Origin of the sequence: Pseudomonas sp. REST10 (assembly GCF_029542605.1) — a bacterium.
GTDB classification, from domain to species: Bacteria; Pseudomonadota; Gammaproteobacteria; order Pseudomonadales; family Pseudomonadaceae; genus Aquipseudomonas; species Aquipseudomonas khazarica.
In genome coordinates this window covers 669,837-686,478 of record NZ_CP035677.1, presented here as the reverse complement: position 1 = coordinate 686,478, position 16,642 = coordinate 669,837, and the positions used below count along the sequence as shown (strand labels likewise).

The window sequence follows — 16,642 nt, the reverse complement described above, 5'->3', positions numbered from 1 at the left end:
ATCAACTGCAATGTTCGGCAAGGTGATTGACCAGGGCCACGGCCAGCTCGCGCGGGTCGGCGCTGAAGCTGCTGTAGCCGCCCTCGCGCAGGCTGTCGGGCATGCTCGGGCAGGCGCAGCTGTCGCCGCGCTGGGTCCAGATCACCCCGCCCTGGCGTTTGACGTACGCGGCGGCGGCACTGCCGTCGCTGCCCATGCCACTGAAGACGATGACGCCACACTGGGCGCCGAACTGTTGCGCCAGATTGAGCATCATCTGGTCGATGGAGGGGCTGTAGGGCTCCGGCCAGCCGCGCTCGGCGATCTGCATGGCGCCCTGATCGTCGAAACCCAGCTCGCTGGCGATCGGCACCACCACCACCTCGCCACATCGCACCGGGTCGCCCTGGCGTGCCGGATTGACGTGCCACTGGCTGTGTCGCCCGACGGCCTGCGGCAATGCCGCTTCGAAGCTGGCGTCGATGTGCTGGGCGTAGATGAAGCCGATGGGCAGGCCGCCCGGCAGCGCATCGAGAAAGGCTTTCACAGCCGCCGGACCGCCCAGCGAGGCCGCCAGCAACCAGACCTGACGCGCCGGTTCGCCAGCCTTTAGCGGCGTATCGGCGAGCGCCTGCGGCAGCTCGAGGCGGGTCGGCCGCTGCGCTTCGTCCAGCAGGGCCTGCAGGCTGGGGCCAACGGCCTGGGCCGGGTCCCCGACCAGACGCTTGAGCTTGCCGAACAGGCTGCGCTCCCAGCGCGGATAGTTTTCGGACTGACGTTCAGGGGCATGCCCCTCGCCGAACAACACCGGCGCGCTGGCGCGCTCCAGCAGGCTGTCGACCAGCGGCGAATCATCCGACTGGGCCAGGTCCACCAGCCACAGATCGGTCTCGCAAGCGGCCAGGGCATCCTCGTCGAGACGCGCCGGATCGCTGTTGAGCACCACCTGGTAACCACCACCTGCCAGCGCCTGCTGCAGCACATGGCGCTGCAGCGAGGTGTCGGCGATGACCGCAATGCGCGCGAGGGATTTCTCTGTCATGTCCGCTTGACCTGATGGCTATCCACCAACTGAGCGATGGTTTCGAGCAGCAAGGACTCCTGATAGGGCTTGCCGAGGTACTGGTTGACGCCGATGGACATCGCCCGCTCACGGTGTTTTTCACCGGTACGCGAGGTGATCATGATGATCGGCAGGTCCTTCAGGCGTTCATCGTGGCGCACCAGGGTCGCCACCTCGAAGCCGTCCATGCGCGGCATCTCGATGTCCAGCAGCATGATGTCCGGCTTGTGCTCCTGCAGTTGGGCGATGGCATCCACCCCGTCCTTGGCAGTGACCACGTTCATGCCGTTACGCTCGAGCAGACGGCTGGTGACCTTGCGCACGGTGACCGAGTCGTCCACCACCATGACCAGGGTTGGCCGATCGACTTCGACCTCTTCGCTGATCGCCACCTGGCGCGAAGCCAGACGCGGCAGCAGCTGATTCTGCAGGTGCGCGTGCAGCACGCGGATGGTCGCCAGCAGGTCGAGAATGACCACCACGCGCCCGTCACCGAGGATGGTCGCACCGGAGATGCCATGCACCCCGGCGAACTGCGGGCCGAGGCTCTTCACCACGATCTCGCGCGAACCGGCCAGGCTGTCGACCTGCACAGCCACGGCGTGCTCGCTGGAGCGCACCAGGATCACCGGCAGCGGCAGGCTCTGCCCCACCAGCTTGGGCTGCTGGCCATTGTTCAGCAGGTCACCGAGGTACTTCAGTTCGTAGGCCTGGCCGGCATACTCGAAGCGCGGCGCATCCGGGGCGTAGTAGGCCTCCAGCTCGTAAGGCGAAACGCGCACGATACCTTCGATGGTGTTCAACGGAATGGCGTACAGGTCCTCGCCCGAGTACACCATCAGCGCGCGGTTGACCGACACGGTGAACGGCAGGCGGATGGTGAAGCGCGTGCCCTGGCCCAGGGTCGAGTCGATGCTCATCGAGCCGCCGAGCTGCTTGACCTCGGAGTGCACCACGTCCATGCCGACGCCGCGTCCGGAAATCTGCGTGACCTTCTCCGCCGTGGAGAAACCGGCCTCGAGGATGAACTGCAGGATCTCGTGATCGCTCAGGTCGCTGTCGGCGTCCATCAGGCCACGTTCGATGGCCTTGCGGCGCACGGCTTCCAGACGGATACCACCGCCATCATCATCCAGCGTGAGGACGATATCACCGCCCTCGCGCCCCAGATTCAGGCGGATGGTGCCGGCGTCCGGCTTGCCTGCCGCGCGGCGTACATCAGCCACTTCGATCCCGTGGTCGACAGCGTTGCGCAGCATGTGCTCCAGCGGCGCGACGATACGTTCGAGCACGGTACGGTCCATTTCCCCCTCGGCGTTGCCGACGACGAATTCCACCTGCTTGCCGAGCTCGCCGGCCACCTGCCGGACGATGCGCCGCAGGCGCGGGACCAGACGGTCGAAGGGCACCATGCGCGTACGCATCAGGCCTTCCTGCAACTCGGTGTTGACCCGTGCCTGTTGCAGCAGCAGGGTCTCGGCGTCGCGGTTCTTCGCGGCCAGGGTTTCCTTCAGGTCGAGCAAGTCGGACGCGGACTCGAACAGCGCACGCGAGAGCTGCTGCAGCTGCGAGTGACGGTCCATTTCCAGCGGGTCGAAATCCTCGTAGCCGGCACGTTCGGCCTCGGCCTGGTAGCGGCTGAGAATCTGCGCCTGGGTCTCGGTGTCGAGACGACGCAGCTGGTCACGCACACGGTCGATGGTCGCTTCCATCTCGCTCAGGGTGAAGCTCACGTCACTGACCTGCTGCTCGACACGGCCGCGGAAGATCGAGGTCTCACCGGCCAGGTTGACCAGCCCTTCGAGCAACTCGGCAGGAACCTTGACCAGTTCCTGCGGCGCGCGGCGCGCGGCAGCCTCGGCGGCCGCCTCTTCGGCCCGGCGCACGAACGGCAGGACCTTGGGTGCCTGCAGCTGCGTCGGCGCGTCGCTGGCGGCGACGATCGGCGCACTGCTCTGCACCGGCAGAGCGGCAACCTCGACCGGTTCGACCGGCGCGGCAGCCGGCTCATCGGCCAGGCTGGCACTGAGGCGCTGGCGCAGCAGGTCGAGTTCCTGCTGCAGGCCTTCGAAACCGGACTGCACATCGAGGAACAGGCTTTCCGGCCACGGTGCGCCCTGCTGCAACGCCTCACTCAGATGCTGTTCGAGGTCGTGGCTCATGTCACCCAGGCGCTTCTGTCCAGCCAGGCGCGCACCGCCCTTGAGGGTGTGCAGGATGCGCAGCATCTCGTCGATCGGCGCACTGTCCTCGCGCTGATCTTCCCAGCGCCCGATAGCCGTTTCCATCGCCTCGAGCAGGTCATCGCCCTCTTCGAGGAAGATGTCGAGAATGTCGCTGTCCGCCTCATCGGCGTCGTCGCTCTCGACCACGGCCTTGAGCTGAACGGCCGACGGCATGCTCAGTTGTTCGTCAGGATTGGCGCGGAAGCGTTTGATCGTATCGATCAGGTCCTCGCCCGAGGGCACCGCACGCTGGCCACGCACCGCTTCCAGCATCTCGGCCAGGCGGTCATGACAGGCCTGCAGCAGGGTGAAGAGTTCCGTGCTGGCACGCAGACGGCCGCCGCCGAGACCTTCGTAGAGGAATTCGAGCTCATGGGCCAGATCGCCGATTTCGCGAATCTCGGCCATCCGCGCACCACCCTTGAGGGTGTGCAGATCGCGTTGCAGGGCTTCCAGCTCCAGGCTGTTGTCGACATCGCCCATCCAGCGCTGCAGGGCTGCGCCCGCGCTTTCGATGATGTCGAAGCCTTCCTCGAGGAAGATCTCCACCAGCTCGGGATCGCGCTCCTCGTGCCAGCTGTCCACGACCTGCGGTGCAGGTGCAGGTGCTGGTGCAGGCGCAGGTTCCGGCTCGGGCTCGGGCTCGGGCTCGGGCTCGGGCTCGGGCTCGGCAACAGTCTCGACCTGCGGCTCCTCAGGCAGTTCCAGCTCCACTTCGTCGACGAGCGGCAGGTTGTCTTCGAGCGGCACGTCGATGATCTCGTCGACAACGACGTCGTCCTCGACCAGGGCCAGAGGCGGCGTGTCATCGTCAGCGAGATCGAACTCGAGCGGCTCGTCAGCCTCGCTGGACGGTTGTTCGTCGAGCATCGGCGCCTCGACCTGGGCAACGGCTGCCGACAGGCTCGGCGCCGGGCCGCCCTGGCGGAACTGACGGATCGCCTGGATCAGGTCATCACCGGAAACCAGCGGCTGGCGCGCCTGCAACTGGTCGAGCATCTGCGCCAGGCGGTCGTGGCTCTGCTGCAGCAGGTTACCCAGCGCCGGTGAATGGTTGTAGCGACGGTCGACCAGGCCCTCGTACAGGGACTCCAGTTCATGACCCAGGTCGCCTATCGGACGAATCGAGGCCATGCGCGCACCACCCTTGAGGGTGTGCAGGTCACGCTGCAGCGACGACAGCGGCATGGTGTTGTCCGGCTCGCTCAGCCAGCGCTCCAGCGCCTGTCCCGCGCTTTCCAGAATGTCGACGGCTTCTTCGAGGAAGATCTCGACCATCTCCTCGTCGAGTTCGGCATCGGCCGGGCTGAAGCTCGCCTGCTCTTCAGGCACTGGCTCGGCCTCGATGGTCTCGAACGACGCCTCGGCCAGCTGCGATTCGCCAGGCTCCTCGCTCGCGGCCGACTGCTCGGCCTGCTCGAGTTCGGCAGTGGCCTGGTCCAGCTCGACGACTTCCAGACCTTCGACATCGGGCGACAGCAACGCCAGGGTGTTCGGATCGATGGCTTCGGCCAGCAACTGACGCAGCGCCTCAACACGCTCGGGCTGAGGGCTGACCTGCAGCGCGGCGGCCACCTGGTCCATCATGCCGATCAGCGCTTCGTGGGCTTTCTCTGCCTCGTCGAAGAAACGCTCGCTGACGGCCAGGCTGCCTTCCTCGACGGCGCCATAGAGGTCGAGCAAGGCTTCGCAGAGCTCGTCGATCTGCGGCAGTTCGGCCATTTCCGCGCCACGTCCCAGGGTCGTCAGCTCTTCCAGCAGCGCGGACAGCTCCTGGCGCTCGGAGGGGTGCTCGCGCCACTTGCGCAGCAGGTCCTCGGCATCCAGCAGGATGTCCATGCCTTCGGCGAGGAAAATGCTGATCAGCTGCGGATCACGGCTCTCGCCGCTTTCTCCGCTGCGCTCGTCCTCGGCATTGGCGAGACGATCCTGATGCAGTGCCTGGACCCGGGCAAGGAATGCCTCGGCACCGGGAATCGCTGCCAGCGGCTGGCTTTCCAGGTTGTCCAGGCCAATGCGGAACAGCCCCTCGGCACTGCTCAGCAGTTCCGCAGCGGCGAGGTCGACCTGAATCAGGTTGGTCTTGAATTCCTTGACCAGCTTCTCCAGCGGCGCGGCGATTTCCGCCACGGGGAGAATGCCGGCCATGTAGGCGCTGCCCTTGAGCGTGTGCAGGGCGCGCTGCAGGTCGTCGGTTACCGGTTGCGGCAACTCCTGCGCACAATCGGCGAGGAAGCCGACCAGGGTATCCAGATGAGTCTCGGCCTCGTTGCGGAAGATCTCCAGCAGCTGAGGATCGAGGGGCTCGCCATCGAGGTCCTGATCCACGACGACCGGGGCCTGCTCGACGGCGGCGGTAGCTTCGGTTACGCCCACGGGTTCGGCTACCTGCGGAGCGGCCGGGGCGTCAGATTTTGGGGGCGTTTGCCCCTTGGCCAGGGCGTGCGCCGTGGCGGCCAGCAGGTCGACATCATCGCGCTGACGCTGGGCCTTGGCGGCGAACTCCTCGACCAGTGCCGGCATCAGGGCGACGACATCGAGCACGACCTGCTGCACCGGTGCAGCGGGCTCGATGCTGCGATCCAGAACACGGTTGAGCAGGTTCTCGATGGACCAGGCCAGCTCCCCGATGACCAGCGCGCGCACCATGCGCCCGCTGCCCTTGAGGGTGTGGAAGGCGCGCCGCACTTCGATCAGCGCATCCTTGTTGTCGGTATCGGCCTGCCACTGCGGCAGGTACTCGGCGATGGTTTCCAGCACTTCGCCGGCTTCTTCGATGAAGACTTCCAGCAGCTCCTCGTCCACCGGCTCCTCGTCGGCAGGCGGCGGCAGCAGGCTGGGCGGAACGTCGGCTGCAGGCGGGTTGATCGCCTGTACCGGTGCGGCCATCACATCGGCCATCGACAGCGGCTTGTCCGCCTCCGCCTCGGCGGCTGGCGGCGCAACCTCGGGCGCGCTGGGCAGTTCGACTTCCGGCAGTTCCAGGTCGGCCAGTTCCAGCTCGTCCCACTGCGGCGCCTCGCTCAGTTGCTCGAGGCTCAGCTCTTCCAGCTCAGGTTCCGCCTCGATCTCGATCAGCGCGGCAGGGGCAAGCTCGTCGTCCTGCAGCGACGGCAGCTCATCGAGTTCCGCCAGCTCGAAGGTGAAGCCGTCAGCGGAATCAGCGGCGACCGGCAGCTCCGCGTCGCCTTCCAGCAATTCCAGATCGGCCGGTGCCTCGGCGGGCTGCTCGTCGATCTCGTCAACCTGGGGCGCGGTCTCGGCCAGCGGCTCTTCCAGCAGTTCGTCCTCGGCACCGAGCAGTTCGATTTCCTGCAGCGGGTCGGCCAGTGGCGCCAGGGTTTCTTCCTCCGGCTCGACGCGGTCGAGAATCGAAGGCTTTTCCTTGAGGGGATAGCCCAGGGTCTCCAGGCTTTCCTCGGCAACGTCGAGGATCAGATCGCCCTGGGTGCCATGGTCTTCGGCCAGGCGCTCGAGGTAGTACTCGACGCTGGTGATGGCGTCGGCCAGGGTATCCAGGCTCTGCCAGTTGGGCACGGCCTTGCGTGCCAGCAACTGCTCCTGAATGTAGCGGTTGCAGGCATTGAGCAGGTCGGCGGCGCGCTGCAGCGGAATCATCGCCAGGCCACCACGGACCTGGGTCAGCAGTTCGGGCACGCGCGCCAGGTGTTCGTGGTTCCACTGCGAGGCAATGAACTCGATGATCGCGTCCTTGGCCTGCTCCAGGCCATTGCGCGCTTCCTTGATGACGAGCTGGTGAATCTGCCCGACATCGGTGGTCGGCAGATGGCTCTGCTCGTTCTGGCTGTCATCGCCCGGGCCGACCATGCCGGCCAGCGTCGCTTCGACGTAGAGCAGCGCGCCAGCCACGTCCATCAGCACCGCGTCGTTCGGTTCGCGCTGGCCAAGGGACAGCGCATGGATCACGTCGATCTGGTCGAGAATGACCTTGCGCGGCTGGCCGAAACCAAGCACCGCGAGGGTATCGGCGATCTGCTTCAGCGGGGCCAGCAGGGCATCCAGCTCGCCCGGACGGCTGCGGTCGCTGCGCACGAACAGGTCGAGGCTGTCCTTGACCCGCACCAGCTCCTCGCACAGTGCCGCCACCACCGAGCGCATGGCATCGCGGTCGGGGCCAGCCAGACGGGCACGTTCTTCGTCCACCACCTCGGTATCGGGCAGGGCATCGTCGAGGCGGTACTGCGCCTTCAGGCTGCGGATGCGCGGCGATTGCGCCGGCGCCTTGGCCACATAGAACAGCAGGTTCTTGGTCAGTTCGTCGGGAGCGGACTGGTTGATGCCGTCAGCACCTTCTTCGACCAGGCGCTTGAGCTCCTTGTCGACCTGGCGCAGCAGGGTGCGCACCGAGGTGCCGTTGACCACGCTGCCATTGGCCAGCCCTTCGATCAGGCCGGAGGCGATCTGCCACAGGCCGCCCAGCGGGGCGTCCTTGCACAGGTTCTCCAGACGGGCGAAGACCCGCGCCATGTAGCCGAGGTTGGTGGCCAGGTCCTGGTTGCGGATGACGCCGACCAGCGCCATCTGCAGCATCTGCCGCAGCTTGCGCAGCAGCACCGGCAGTTCGGCGGTACGCAGACGCGCCAGGCCACCCTCCGGCAGCGCCGGCAGGCGGACGGACATGTCCGGGGAGAACAGGCTGGTTTCCGACAGCAGCTTCTCGCCACGGGCGGCGCGCAGGTCGTTGAGCAGTGGCAGCACGACCATCGGCAGGTCGCGACGGGCGGTCTGGATGCGGTCGAGGTAGACCGGCAGCTGCAGGATCGCCTGCATCAGCACTTCCAGGGCCTCGCCCTGGTTGGCGACGCGGCCTTCCATCAGTGCCTTGGCCAGCTGTTCCATCTCTTCGGCGAGCAGCGCAGCGCCGTAGAACTCGACCATCTGCAAGGTGCCGTGAACCTGGTGCACGTAGGTCAGGCAGAAGCGCATGCGCGTGGGGTCCTGCGGGTTCTCGACGAACGCCTCCAGGGCCTGCCGCGCCTGCTTCAGGGTTTCCCCGATCTCGCCTTTTACCCACTCCAGGGCGACATAATCATGCCGATCACCCATAGCCACTCCACTCATAAACTTGGCCTTATCCCTTGCGGGTAAACGCCAGAACTCGCTCGTCGGCCACCGGCACCAGGTGCGGGTGCTGCCAACCGGCTACTTCGCCCACACCTACGACCAGCAGGCCACCCGGCGCCAGGCTTTCGGCCAGGCGGTTGAGGATGTCGCGGCGACGCCAGCGGCGGAAATAGATCAGCAAGTTCTGACAAAAAATCACATCCATGCCGGACATTGGCGCCTTGGCCAGTTCCAGCACATTGAGCCTGGCGCAACACACGCGAGCTGCCAGGCTCGGTACAACCTTGAAACGTCCGTCTGCCTGCGCGAGAAAGTAGCGTTCACGCAGTTCATCACCCACCTGCTCCAGGCGCCGCGCCGAGTAACTGGCTTCACGCGCCCGGCTCAACGCACCCTGACTGATATCGGTACCGGTGACCGCGAAATGCTCCGGCAACTCACTGCCCTGCAAGGTCTCGGCGGCCTGGATGGCCAGCGAATAGGGCTCCTCACCACTGGAGCAACCCACGCTCCACAACTCCCAGGGTTTGCTCAGCCCGGCGGCCAGGCGCTCCTGCAGATACTGCGCGAGCACCTCGAACGACGGCTGATGGCGAAAGAAGCGGGTTTCCTGCACGGTCAGACGATCCAGCAGGGTCGACCACTCCACCGCGCCACGGGGGCCATCGGTGACCTGTCGGTAGTAACTGGCGTAGTCCGTGACGCCCAACTCGCGCATCCGCGCACTCAGGTTGGTCTGCAGAAAGGCACGTCGCTGTTCGCTGATCACCACACCGGTACGCGCTTCGAGCAGCGTCTGCCAGTCGTGGAAATCGGCTTGCGACATGTCGGTCACTGGGCGCAATGCCCAAACGCCCGCTGACTGCATACCTTCGCCCTGGGTCATGGCTATGTCGCGGAGGCTGCAGCCAGCCTCCGCACTCCTTTATCAGGCGTCCGGGAGGGTGAAGCCAGACACCGACTTGCGCATCTCACTGGCCATCTTGGCCAGGTTACCAATGCTCTTCGCGGTGGCGGTGGTACCCGAGGACGTCTGCGAGGTGATTTCCTGAATCACGTTCATGGTGTTGGAGATGTGACCAGCCGACGAGGCCTGCTGACGGGCAGCGTTGGAGATGTTCTGGATGAGGGCCGCGAGGGTCTTCGATACCTTCTCGATCTCTTCCAGTGCCACACCGGCGTCCTGCGCCAGGCGTGCACCGCGCACCACTTCGGAGGTCGTCTGCTCCATGGAGATAACGGCTTCGTTGGTGTCGGTCTGAATGGTTTTCACCAGCGCTTCGATCTGCTTGGTCGCCGCAGAGGAACGTTCTGCAAGGCGCTGTACCTCGTCCGCTACCACCGCGAAGCCTCGGCCTGCGTCACCGGCCATGGAGGCCTGGATCGCGGCGTTCAGTGCGAGGATGTTGGTCTGGTCGGCAATGTCGTTAATCAGGCTAACGATGTCACCGATCTCCTGGGACGATTCACCGAGGCGCTTGATCCGCTTCGAGGTGTCCTGGATCTGCTCACGGATGTTATCCATGCCGGTGATGGTGTTGTGTACGACCTCGTTACCCTTGTTGGCGATGGCTACCGAACGTTCCGCTACCGCGGACGATTCGCTGGCGTTCGCCGATACCTGGTCAATCGACACGGCCATTTCGTTGATCGCCGCGGAAGCACCGGCGATTTCCTGGGCCTGGTGCTCGGAAGCCTCGGCCAGGTGCATCGCCGTGGCCTGGGTTTCCTGAGCAGCACCGGCTACCTGAACGGCGGTCAGGTTGATGGTCGCTACCAGGTCGCGCAGCTGGTCGATGGAGTAGTTGATGGAGTCGGCGATGGCACCGGTGAAGTCCTCGGTTACCGTCGCGGCCACGGTCAGGTCACCGTCGGCGAGGTCGGCGATCTCATCGAGCAGTCGCAGAATCGCTGCCTGGTTACGCTCGTTCTTCTCGGCGGTTTCAGCGAGACGGCGGTTGGTCTCACGCACCATCACCAGACCGATGAGGATGATCGCAGCCAGCGCCAGGGCACCCAGCACGTAGCCGAACAGGGTGTTCATGGCACGACCGTCGGCCAGGTCTTCGAAGCCACCGGCCAGATCGGATGCCTTGTCCAGCAGGGTCTGGGAAACGGTGAAGATGGAGTTCGCCGATTCACGCACCTGGAACAGTTCCGGCGAGGTTTCGAGAATCTCGTCCACAGAACCGGATACGAATTCGAACAGCTCGGAAATCTCCGCCAGACGCTCGAGAGCCTCCTCGTCGGTCACCTGGGTGATTTCCATCGCCGCGTTGCCTTCCAGCATCGCAGCCAGTACGCGGCCGAACAGGCTGGCGTCGCGGCCGAACATGTCAGCGGCCTGCACCGAGTCCTCGTCACCCGCCAGTACCTTGTTCACCGAACCCAGGATACGTTCTGCCAGCAGCGACTGACGCTGGGCCACGGAAACCTGAGCGGCCGGCGCACCACTTTCCAGCAGGATGTCGACCACTTCCTCGTACTCGACCTGCAGCTGCGGAATGGTTTCCGCCAGGGTGGCGGCTACCTGGTGCAGCGACAGTACGGTCTGCTCACTGGCGAGAATGGCGTCGGTGTTCTGCCGCAGGCTGTCCCAGTCCTGCTGTACCGTGGCCATCTGCGGCTGTACGGCCTCGGGCGCCGGCGGCAGGCCGCTGGCGGCGTCGCCGTCGGTCAGGTAGCCCCAGCGCTGCTGGAAGTCGTTGCGCGCATCGCGCAACAGGCCGAAGGCCTCGGCAGTACCTGCCGCCGCTTCCGTGGCGTTCTTGGCGATACGCTGGGAGAGTACGCGCAGCTCACCGGAGTGGCCGATGTACTCGGTATCGTAGTTGGATTGGGTGTTGATGTAGGCGAAGTTCGCGAACAACAGCACGATGGAGACGATGAGCACGACGAACAGCGCCGCGATCAGCGTGCTGCTGCGTGCCCCGACCAACAAATTGCCTGTATTGAGTTTTTTCATTATCTGGCCCCCGCCTGGACCGACCGCACTACGGTTCCCATGTAACGCCAAAGGGCCGGAAGAACCGACCCAACCGAATTTCTGTTAGTAGGCAACATCGAGAAACCCCTGATCGGCCGCCAACGCATGCGGGCTGAATACCAACCAGGGCTGTTCTCGCTGAAAGACTCCGTGAATGAACGGTGCAATGCTCGCCTCGAGAGGCGGCAGCTGTTCTGAAAACGCATCCACGGGAAAATGTTGCATGCCGAAGACCTCGTCGACCGTCAGGCCGGCGAAGATCTCCTGGTGGTCGACCACCAGCACGCGTCGCAGCTTGCGCAGCGGCGACAGTTCGCTGCCGAAGAACCCGCACAGGTCCATCACCGGCAACAGGCGGCCACGCACGTTGGCCACCCCTTTGACCCAGCCTTTCACACCCGGCAGCAGGGTGTAGCGTGGCTCGTGCAACACCTCACCCACCTCCCCCATCGGCGCGACGAAGAATCGCTCGCCCATGCGAAAGCCGATGCCGCTCCAGGTCTGCACCGCCGTCTGCTGCGACGGCAAGCCGGCCGCCAGGGCTCGGCAACGCTGGTCGATCTCGAGGAGAATCTGGAATGGAGTCTGCACGTCCGCCATGCCGGCCTTGGCCTTTTCTTATCTGCTTCGCGACCTGCCCGGCATCAGCCGGCCAGTACCGCATTGAGGGTTTTCAGCAAGGTTTCTTCGTCAACCGGCTTGGTCAGGTAGTCCTTGGCGCCTTGGCGCTTGCCCCAGACCTTGTCGGTTTCCTGATCCTTGGTGGTGACGATGATCACCGGGATGTGGCTGGTTTCGGCGTCCTTGGTCAGCTGACGAGTCGCCTGAAAACCATTGAGCCCGGGCATGACGATATCCATCAGCACCGCATCCGGTTTCTCCTGGCGAGCCAGGGCAACGCCATCGGCGCCGTTTTCCGCCTTCAGCACCTGATGGCCATGCTTTTCCAGCATGGCCGTCAGCTTGTACATCTCGGTCGGTGAGTCATCAACAATCAGAATTCGAGCCATGGTGTTTCCCAATACAGAAGAGGCGTACGGCCCTGCAGGCCGACACGTCAGGAGGCTTGTTCTACCGGGGTGAAGTCCGGCACGTGGGCTTTGATCGCTCCGAGCAGCTCTTCCTTGCTGAAGGGCTTGGTCAGATATTGATCGGAACCGACGATCCGCCCCTTGGCCTTGTCGAACAGGCCGTCCTTGGAGGACAGCATGATCACCGGGGTGGACTTGAAAGCACTGTTGTTCTTGATCAGGGCACAGGTCTGATACCCATCGAGACGCGGCATCATGATGTCGACAAAGATGATGCTCGGGTGAGTGTCGGCAATCTTGGCCAGGGCATCGAAGCCATCGACCGCGGTGATGACATCACAACCCACTTTTTTCAGCAGAGTTTCCGCGGTGCGACGAATCGTTTTCGAATCGTCGATCACCATCACTTTCAAACCCTCGGAATGCTGTTCCATGTTCGCCCTACCATCGCCTCGGTGAGTCGTTATATTCGCGTTATCAGTATGCCTGAGGCCCAGTCGCCGATTGGTCTTGCCCCAATCGTCGGGCCTTTTTAGCACACTCTCCACATGCAATCTATAAGGCCGCCAGGGCAGCACCGGCCCTTGACCAAGGCCCCGGCCGACGCCACCCTGACAGCCATTGTTCGGTACGGCCAACCCGGCCTTCACCCTTTATCTCGCGGAGATTTTCCCCATGAGCCTTCGTCTCGGGATCGTCATGGATCCGATTGCCAGCATCTCCTTCAAGAAGGACAGCTCGCTGGCCATGCTGCTGGCCGCTCAAGCACGCGGCTGGTCGCTGTTCTACATGGAACAGCAGGATCTCTACCAGGCCCAGGGCCAGGCCAGAGCCCGCTTGCGGCCGCTGGAAGTATTCAACGACCCGCAAAAGTGGTTCACCCTTGGTACGGAACAGGACATGCAGCTCGCCGAGCTGGACGTGATCCTGATGCGCAAGGACCCGCCCTTCGACAATGAATTCGTCTACTCCACCTATCTGCTCGAGCAGGCCGAACGTGACGGCGTACTGGTGGTGAATCGACCTCAGAGCCTGCGCGACTGCAACGAAAAATTCTTCGCTACCCTGTTTCCCCAATACACACCGCCGACCCTGGTCAGTCGGCGCCCCGACATTCTGCGCGAGTTTGCGATACAGCACCGTGACATCATTCTCAAACCCCTGGATGGCATGGGCGGATCGCAGATATTTCGCCATCGCGAGGGCGATCCCAACCTCTCGGTGATTCTGGAAACCCTCACTCAGCATGGCCAACAGCAGATCATGGCGCAAGGTTATCTGCCGGCCATCAAGGAAGGCGACAAGCGCATCCTGATGATCGACGGCGAACCGGTGCCCTACTGCCTGGCGCGCATCCCCGCCGCCGGCGAGACCCGCGGCAACCTCGCGGCCGGTGGACGGGGCGAGGCACGCCCGCTGACCGAGCGCGACCGCGAGATCGCCGCGGCAGTGGGCCCGAGCCTGCGCGACAGGGGGCTGATCTTCGTCGGACTCGACGTGATCGGCGAACACCTGACGGAAATCAACGTCACCAGCCCCACCTGCATCCGCGAGATCGATGCGGCCTTCGATACCCGCATCGGCGATCGCCTGATGGACTGCATCGCGAGCAAACGCGGCCTAAAAGCTTGACGCAGGTGGCAGCCTGGCGCCTGCAACTTGCAGGCGCACACCCCGACCCGGCAGACTGCGCGACATTCGAAAGCAGACCCGAAACGCGATGAACGCAGCAGCCACCCCACCGCCCACCACCTCCGCCACCGTCCGTCCGGCGGATCGCCTGGGGTTCACCCTGTTTCTCGCCGCCGCGCTGCACGTGGCGCTGATTCTCGGCATCGGCTTCGGCCTGGAGTCGCCACCGGACATCAGCAAGACGCTGGAAATCACCCTGTCCACCTTCAAGAGCGATGAAAAGCCCAAGGAGGCCGACTTCCTCGCCCAGGACAACCAGCAGGGCAGCGGCACCCTGGAACACGTCGCCGCCCCCAAGACCACGGAGCAGGCGCCGTTCCAGGACAGCGAGGTGCGCAAGGTCACGCCGCCGGCCACCCCGCAGCAACCCGCCACCCGCCAGGAAGCGCCCAAGGCGGCGGTGGCCACGCGCGCACCGCAACAGCAGAAGACCCCGGTCAAGCGCGAGGAAGCCAAGCCGGTGCCGGACACGCGCCCGGCGCCGGTCTTCGACTCCGCGCAGCTGTCGGCGGAGATCGCCAGCCTCGAGGCCGAACTGGCCCAGGAAGTCCAGCAGTACGCGAAACGCCCGAAGATCCATCGCCTCAACGCCGCCTCGACCATGCGCGACAAGGGTGCCTGGTACAAGGACGAGTGGCGCAAGAAGGTCGAGCGCATCGGCAACCTCAACTACCCGGACGAGGCGCGCCGCAAGCGCATCTACGGCAGCCTGCGCCTGCTGGTGTCGATCAACCGCGACGGCAGTCTCTACGAGGTGCAGATACTGGAGTCCTCGGGCCATGCCGAACTCGACCAGGCCGCCCAGCGCATCGTGCGCCTGGCCGCGCCCTACGCCCCGTTCACCGGTGACCTGGCCGATATCGACCGCCTGGAAATCATCCGCACCTGGCGCTTCGAGCGCGGCGACCGGCTGTCGAGCAACTGACCCCGCGCCGGGACGATGCACCCGCCTGAGCGGCCGCGCTTGTAGCTTGCCGCCAGCCGCTCCAAACTAGGCGCCATGAACACATCAGCCCCGACCTCGCTCAAGCACCATTTCCTGATCGCCATGCCGCACATGGCCGATCCGAACTTCGCGCAGACCGTGACCTACCTGGTCGAGCACAACGACCAGGGCGCGATGGGCCTGGTGATCAACAAGCCCAACGGCCTCAACCTGGCCGACGTCCTGGAGCAGTTGCGCCCGGACGAGGAGCCCGCCGCGCTGTGCCACAGCCTGCCGATCTTCGCCGGCGGCCCGGTGCAGACCGACCGTGGCTTCGTCCTCCACCCCGCCGGCCCGCAGTTCCAGGCCACCCTGGAGCTGGGCGAACTGGGCCTGTCCACCTCGCAGGACGTGCTCTTCGCCATCGCCGACGGCAGCGGCCCGGACAAGTACCTGATCACCCTGGGCTACGCCGGCTGGGACGCCGGGCAGCTGGAGGCCGAGCTGGTCGACAACGCCTGGCTGACCTGCCCGGCCGACAGCAGCATTCTCTTCGACCTGCCTTACGACCAGCGCCTGAATGCCTCCGCCGCACGCCTGGGCGTCAATCTCAGCCTGCTCACCTCGCAGGCGGGCCACGCCTGATGAGCGACAAACCACTGCGCCTGCTGCTGGGCTTCGACTACGGCAGCAAGCAGATCGGCGTCGCCGTCGGCCAGATGATCACCGGCCAGGCCCGTGAACTGTGCGTGCTCAAGGCTCAGAACGGCGTGCCGGACTGGAACCGCGTGGAAGCATTGATCAAGGAGTGGCAGCCCGACGCCGTGGTGGTCGGCCTGCCGCTGAACATGGACGGCACGCCCAGCGAGATGAGCGCCCGCGCGGAAAAGTTCGCGCGCCGCCTCAACGGCCGCTTCAACCTGCCGGCCTACACCCACGACGAGCGCCTGACCACCTTCGAGGCCAAGGGCCAGCGCCTGCGCGAGGGCCAGAGCGGCGGCTACCGCGAGCGCCCCGTCGACGCCATTGCCGCCGCCCTGCTGCTGCAGGGCTGGCTGGAGGAAAACTGCACGGGCTGAGAACCGGTTGCGCTGCCGGCGCTCGGCAGCCTCGCTCACGCTCTCAGCAGCCGTTTAATCAAGGAGTTTCGCCATGCTACCGAACCCCAACGACCTGCTGCCGGCCATGGCCAGCGCCCTGACCCAGCATCTCAACCAGCGGCAGATCAGCGAGCCACGCTTCATCGGCATCCGCACCGGCGGCGTCTGGGTCGCCCAGGCCCTGCTCCAGGCACTCGGCCGCGAGGACGCACTGGGCATCCTCGACGTCTCCTTCTACCGTGACGACTTCACCCAGAACGGCCTGCACCCGCAGGTGCAGCCCTCCGAGCTGCCATTCGAGATCGAAGGCCAGCACCTGGTGCTGATCGACGACGTGCTGATGAGCGGCCGCACCATCCGCGCCGCCCTGAACGAACTGTTCGACTACGGCCGCCCGGCCAGCGTGACCCTGGTCAGCCTGCTCGACCTCAACGCCCGTGAACTGCCGATTCGCCCCGATGTGGTCGGCGCCACCCTGTCACTGGCGGCCAACGAGCGGGTAAAATTGTCCGGCCCCACGCCCCTGACCCTCGAACTCCAGACGCTCGCCAACTGA

At 65.0% G+C, this 16,642-nt stretch carries 12 protein-coding genes; 5 read left to right on the top strand and 7 right to left on the bottom strand.

Annotated elements, in window-relative coordinates; genetic code table 11:
* Position 1: 1 nt before the first annotated feature.
* The 7 genes from EWH21_RS03250 to pilG form a co-directional block, all read right to left on the bottom strand.
* Entirely contained in the window at positions 2 to 1,021 is a 1,020-nt protein-coding gene (locus tag EWH21_RS03250; protein WP_037050131.1) for a chemotaxis protein CheB, read from the bottom strand.
* Positions 1,018 to 8,334, bottom strand: a complete 7,317-nt coding sequence (locus EWH21_RS03245; protein WP_277699772.1) for an Hpt domain-containing protein — start codon at positions 8,332 to 8,334, stop codon at positions 1,018 to 1,020. The genes EWH21_RS03250 and EWH21_RS03245 overlap by 4 nt, the downstream gene beginning before the upstream one ends.
* A gap of 25 nt (positions 8,335 to 8,359) precedes the next feature.
* The gene (locus EWH21_RS03240) at positions 8,360 to 9,220 is read right to left on the bottom strand and encodes a protein-glutamate O-methyltransferase (RefSeq protein WP_037050283.1); all 861 of its coding nucleotides are present in this window, start codon (positions 9,218 to 9,220) and stop codon (positions 8,360 to 8,362) included.
* Positions 9,221 to 9,280: 60 nt separating this feature from the next.
* Entirely contained in the window at positions 9,281 to 11,317 is a 2,037-nt protein-coding gene (locus EWH21_RS03235; RefSeq protein WP_037050137.1) for a methyl-accepting chemotaxis protein, read from the bottom strand.
* Between the two features lie 84 nt (positions 11,318 to 11,401).
* Complete coding sequence (locus tag EWH21_RS03230) at positions 11,402 to 11,938, bottom strand: chemotaxis protein CheW (RefSeq protein ID WP_037050140.1); 537 nt, start codon at positions 11,936 to 11,938, stop codon at positions 11,402 to 11,404.
* A gap of 44 nt (positions 11,939 to 11,982) precedes the next feature.
* A complete protein-coding gene (gene pilH / locus EWH21_RS03225; RefSeq protein ID WP_004373130.1) occupies positions 11,983 to 12,348 on the bottom strand; it encodes a twitching motility response regulator PilH in 366 nt (121 codons plus the stop codon).
* 47 nt (positions 12,349 to 12,395) lie between these two features.
* Positions 12,396 to 12,803, bottom strand: a complete 408-nt coding sequence (pilG, locus tag EWH21_RS03220; RefSeq protein WP_003458788.1) for a twitching motility response regulator PilG — start codon at positions 12,801 to 12,803, stop codon at positions 12,396 to 12,398.
* Positions 12,804 to 13,044: 241 nt separating this feature from the next.
* On the opposite strand from pilG, the gene gshB reads away from it, so the two are divergent.
* The 5 genes from gshB to pyrR all read left to right on the top strand — a co-directional run bounded on the left by gshB (position 13,045) and on the right by pyrR (position 16,642).
* On the top strand, positions 13,045 to 14,001 hold the full coding sequence (gene gshB, locus EWH21_RS03215) for a glutathione synthase (RefSeq protein WP_037050142.1): 957 nt from the start codon (positions 13,045 to 13,047) through the stop codon (positions 13,999 to 14,001).
* A gap of 88 nt (positions 14,002 to 14,089) precedes the next feature.
* Entirely contained in the window at positions 14,090 to 14,986 is an 897-nt protein-coding gene (locus EWH21_RS03210) for an energy transducer TonB (protein WP_047585600.1), read from the top strand.
* Positions 14,987 to 15,061: 75 nt separating this feature from the next.
* Positions 15,062 to 15,631 carry a YqgE/AlgH family protein gene (locus EWH21_RS03205; RefSeq protein ID WP_277699771.1) on the top strand — a complete coding sequence of 190 codons (570 nt, stop codon included), beginning with the start codon at positions 15,062 to 15,064 and terminating at the stop codon, positions 15,629 to 15,631.
* Positions 15,628 to 16,065, top strand: a complete 438-nt coding sequence (gene ruvX, locus EWH21_RS03200) for a Holliday junction resolvase RuvX (protein ID WP_134678179.1) — start codon at positions 15,628 to 15,630, stop codon at positions 16,063 to 16,065. The genes EWH21_RS03205 and ruvX overlap by 4 nt, the downstream gene beginning before the upstream one ends.
* 73 nt (positions 16,066 to 16,138) lie before the next feature.
* Entirely contained in the window at positions 16,139 to 16,642 is a 504-nt protein-coding gene (pyrR, locus tag EWH21_RS03195) for a bifunctional pyr operon transcriptional regulator/uracil phosphoribosyltransferase PyrR (protein ID WP_134678176.1), read from the top strand.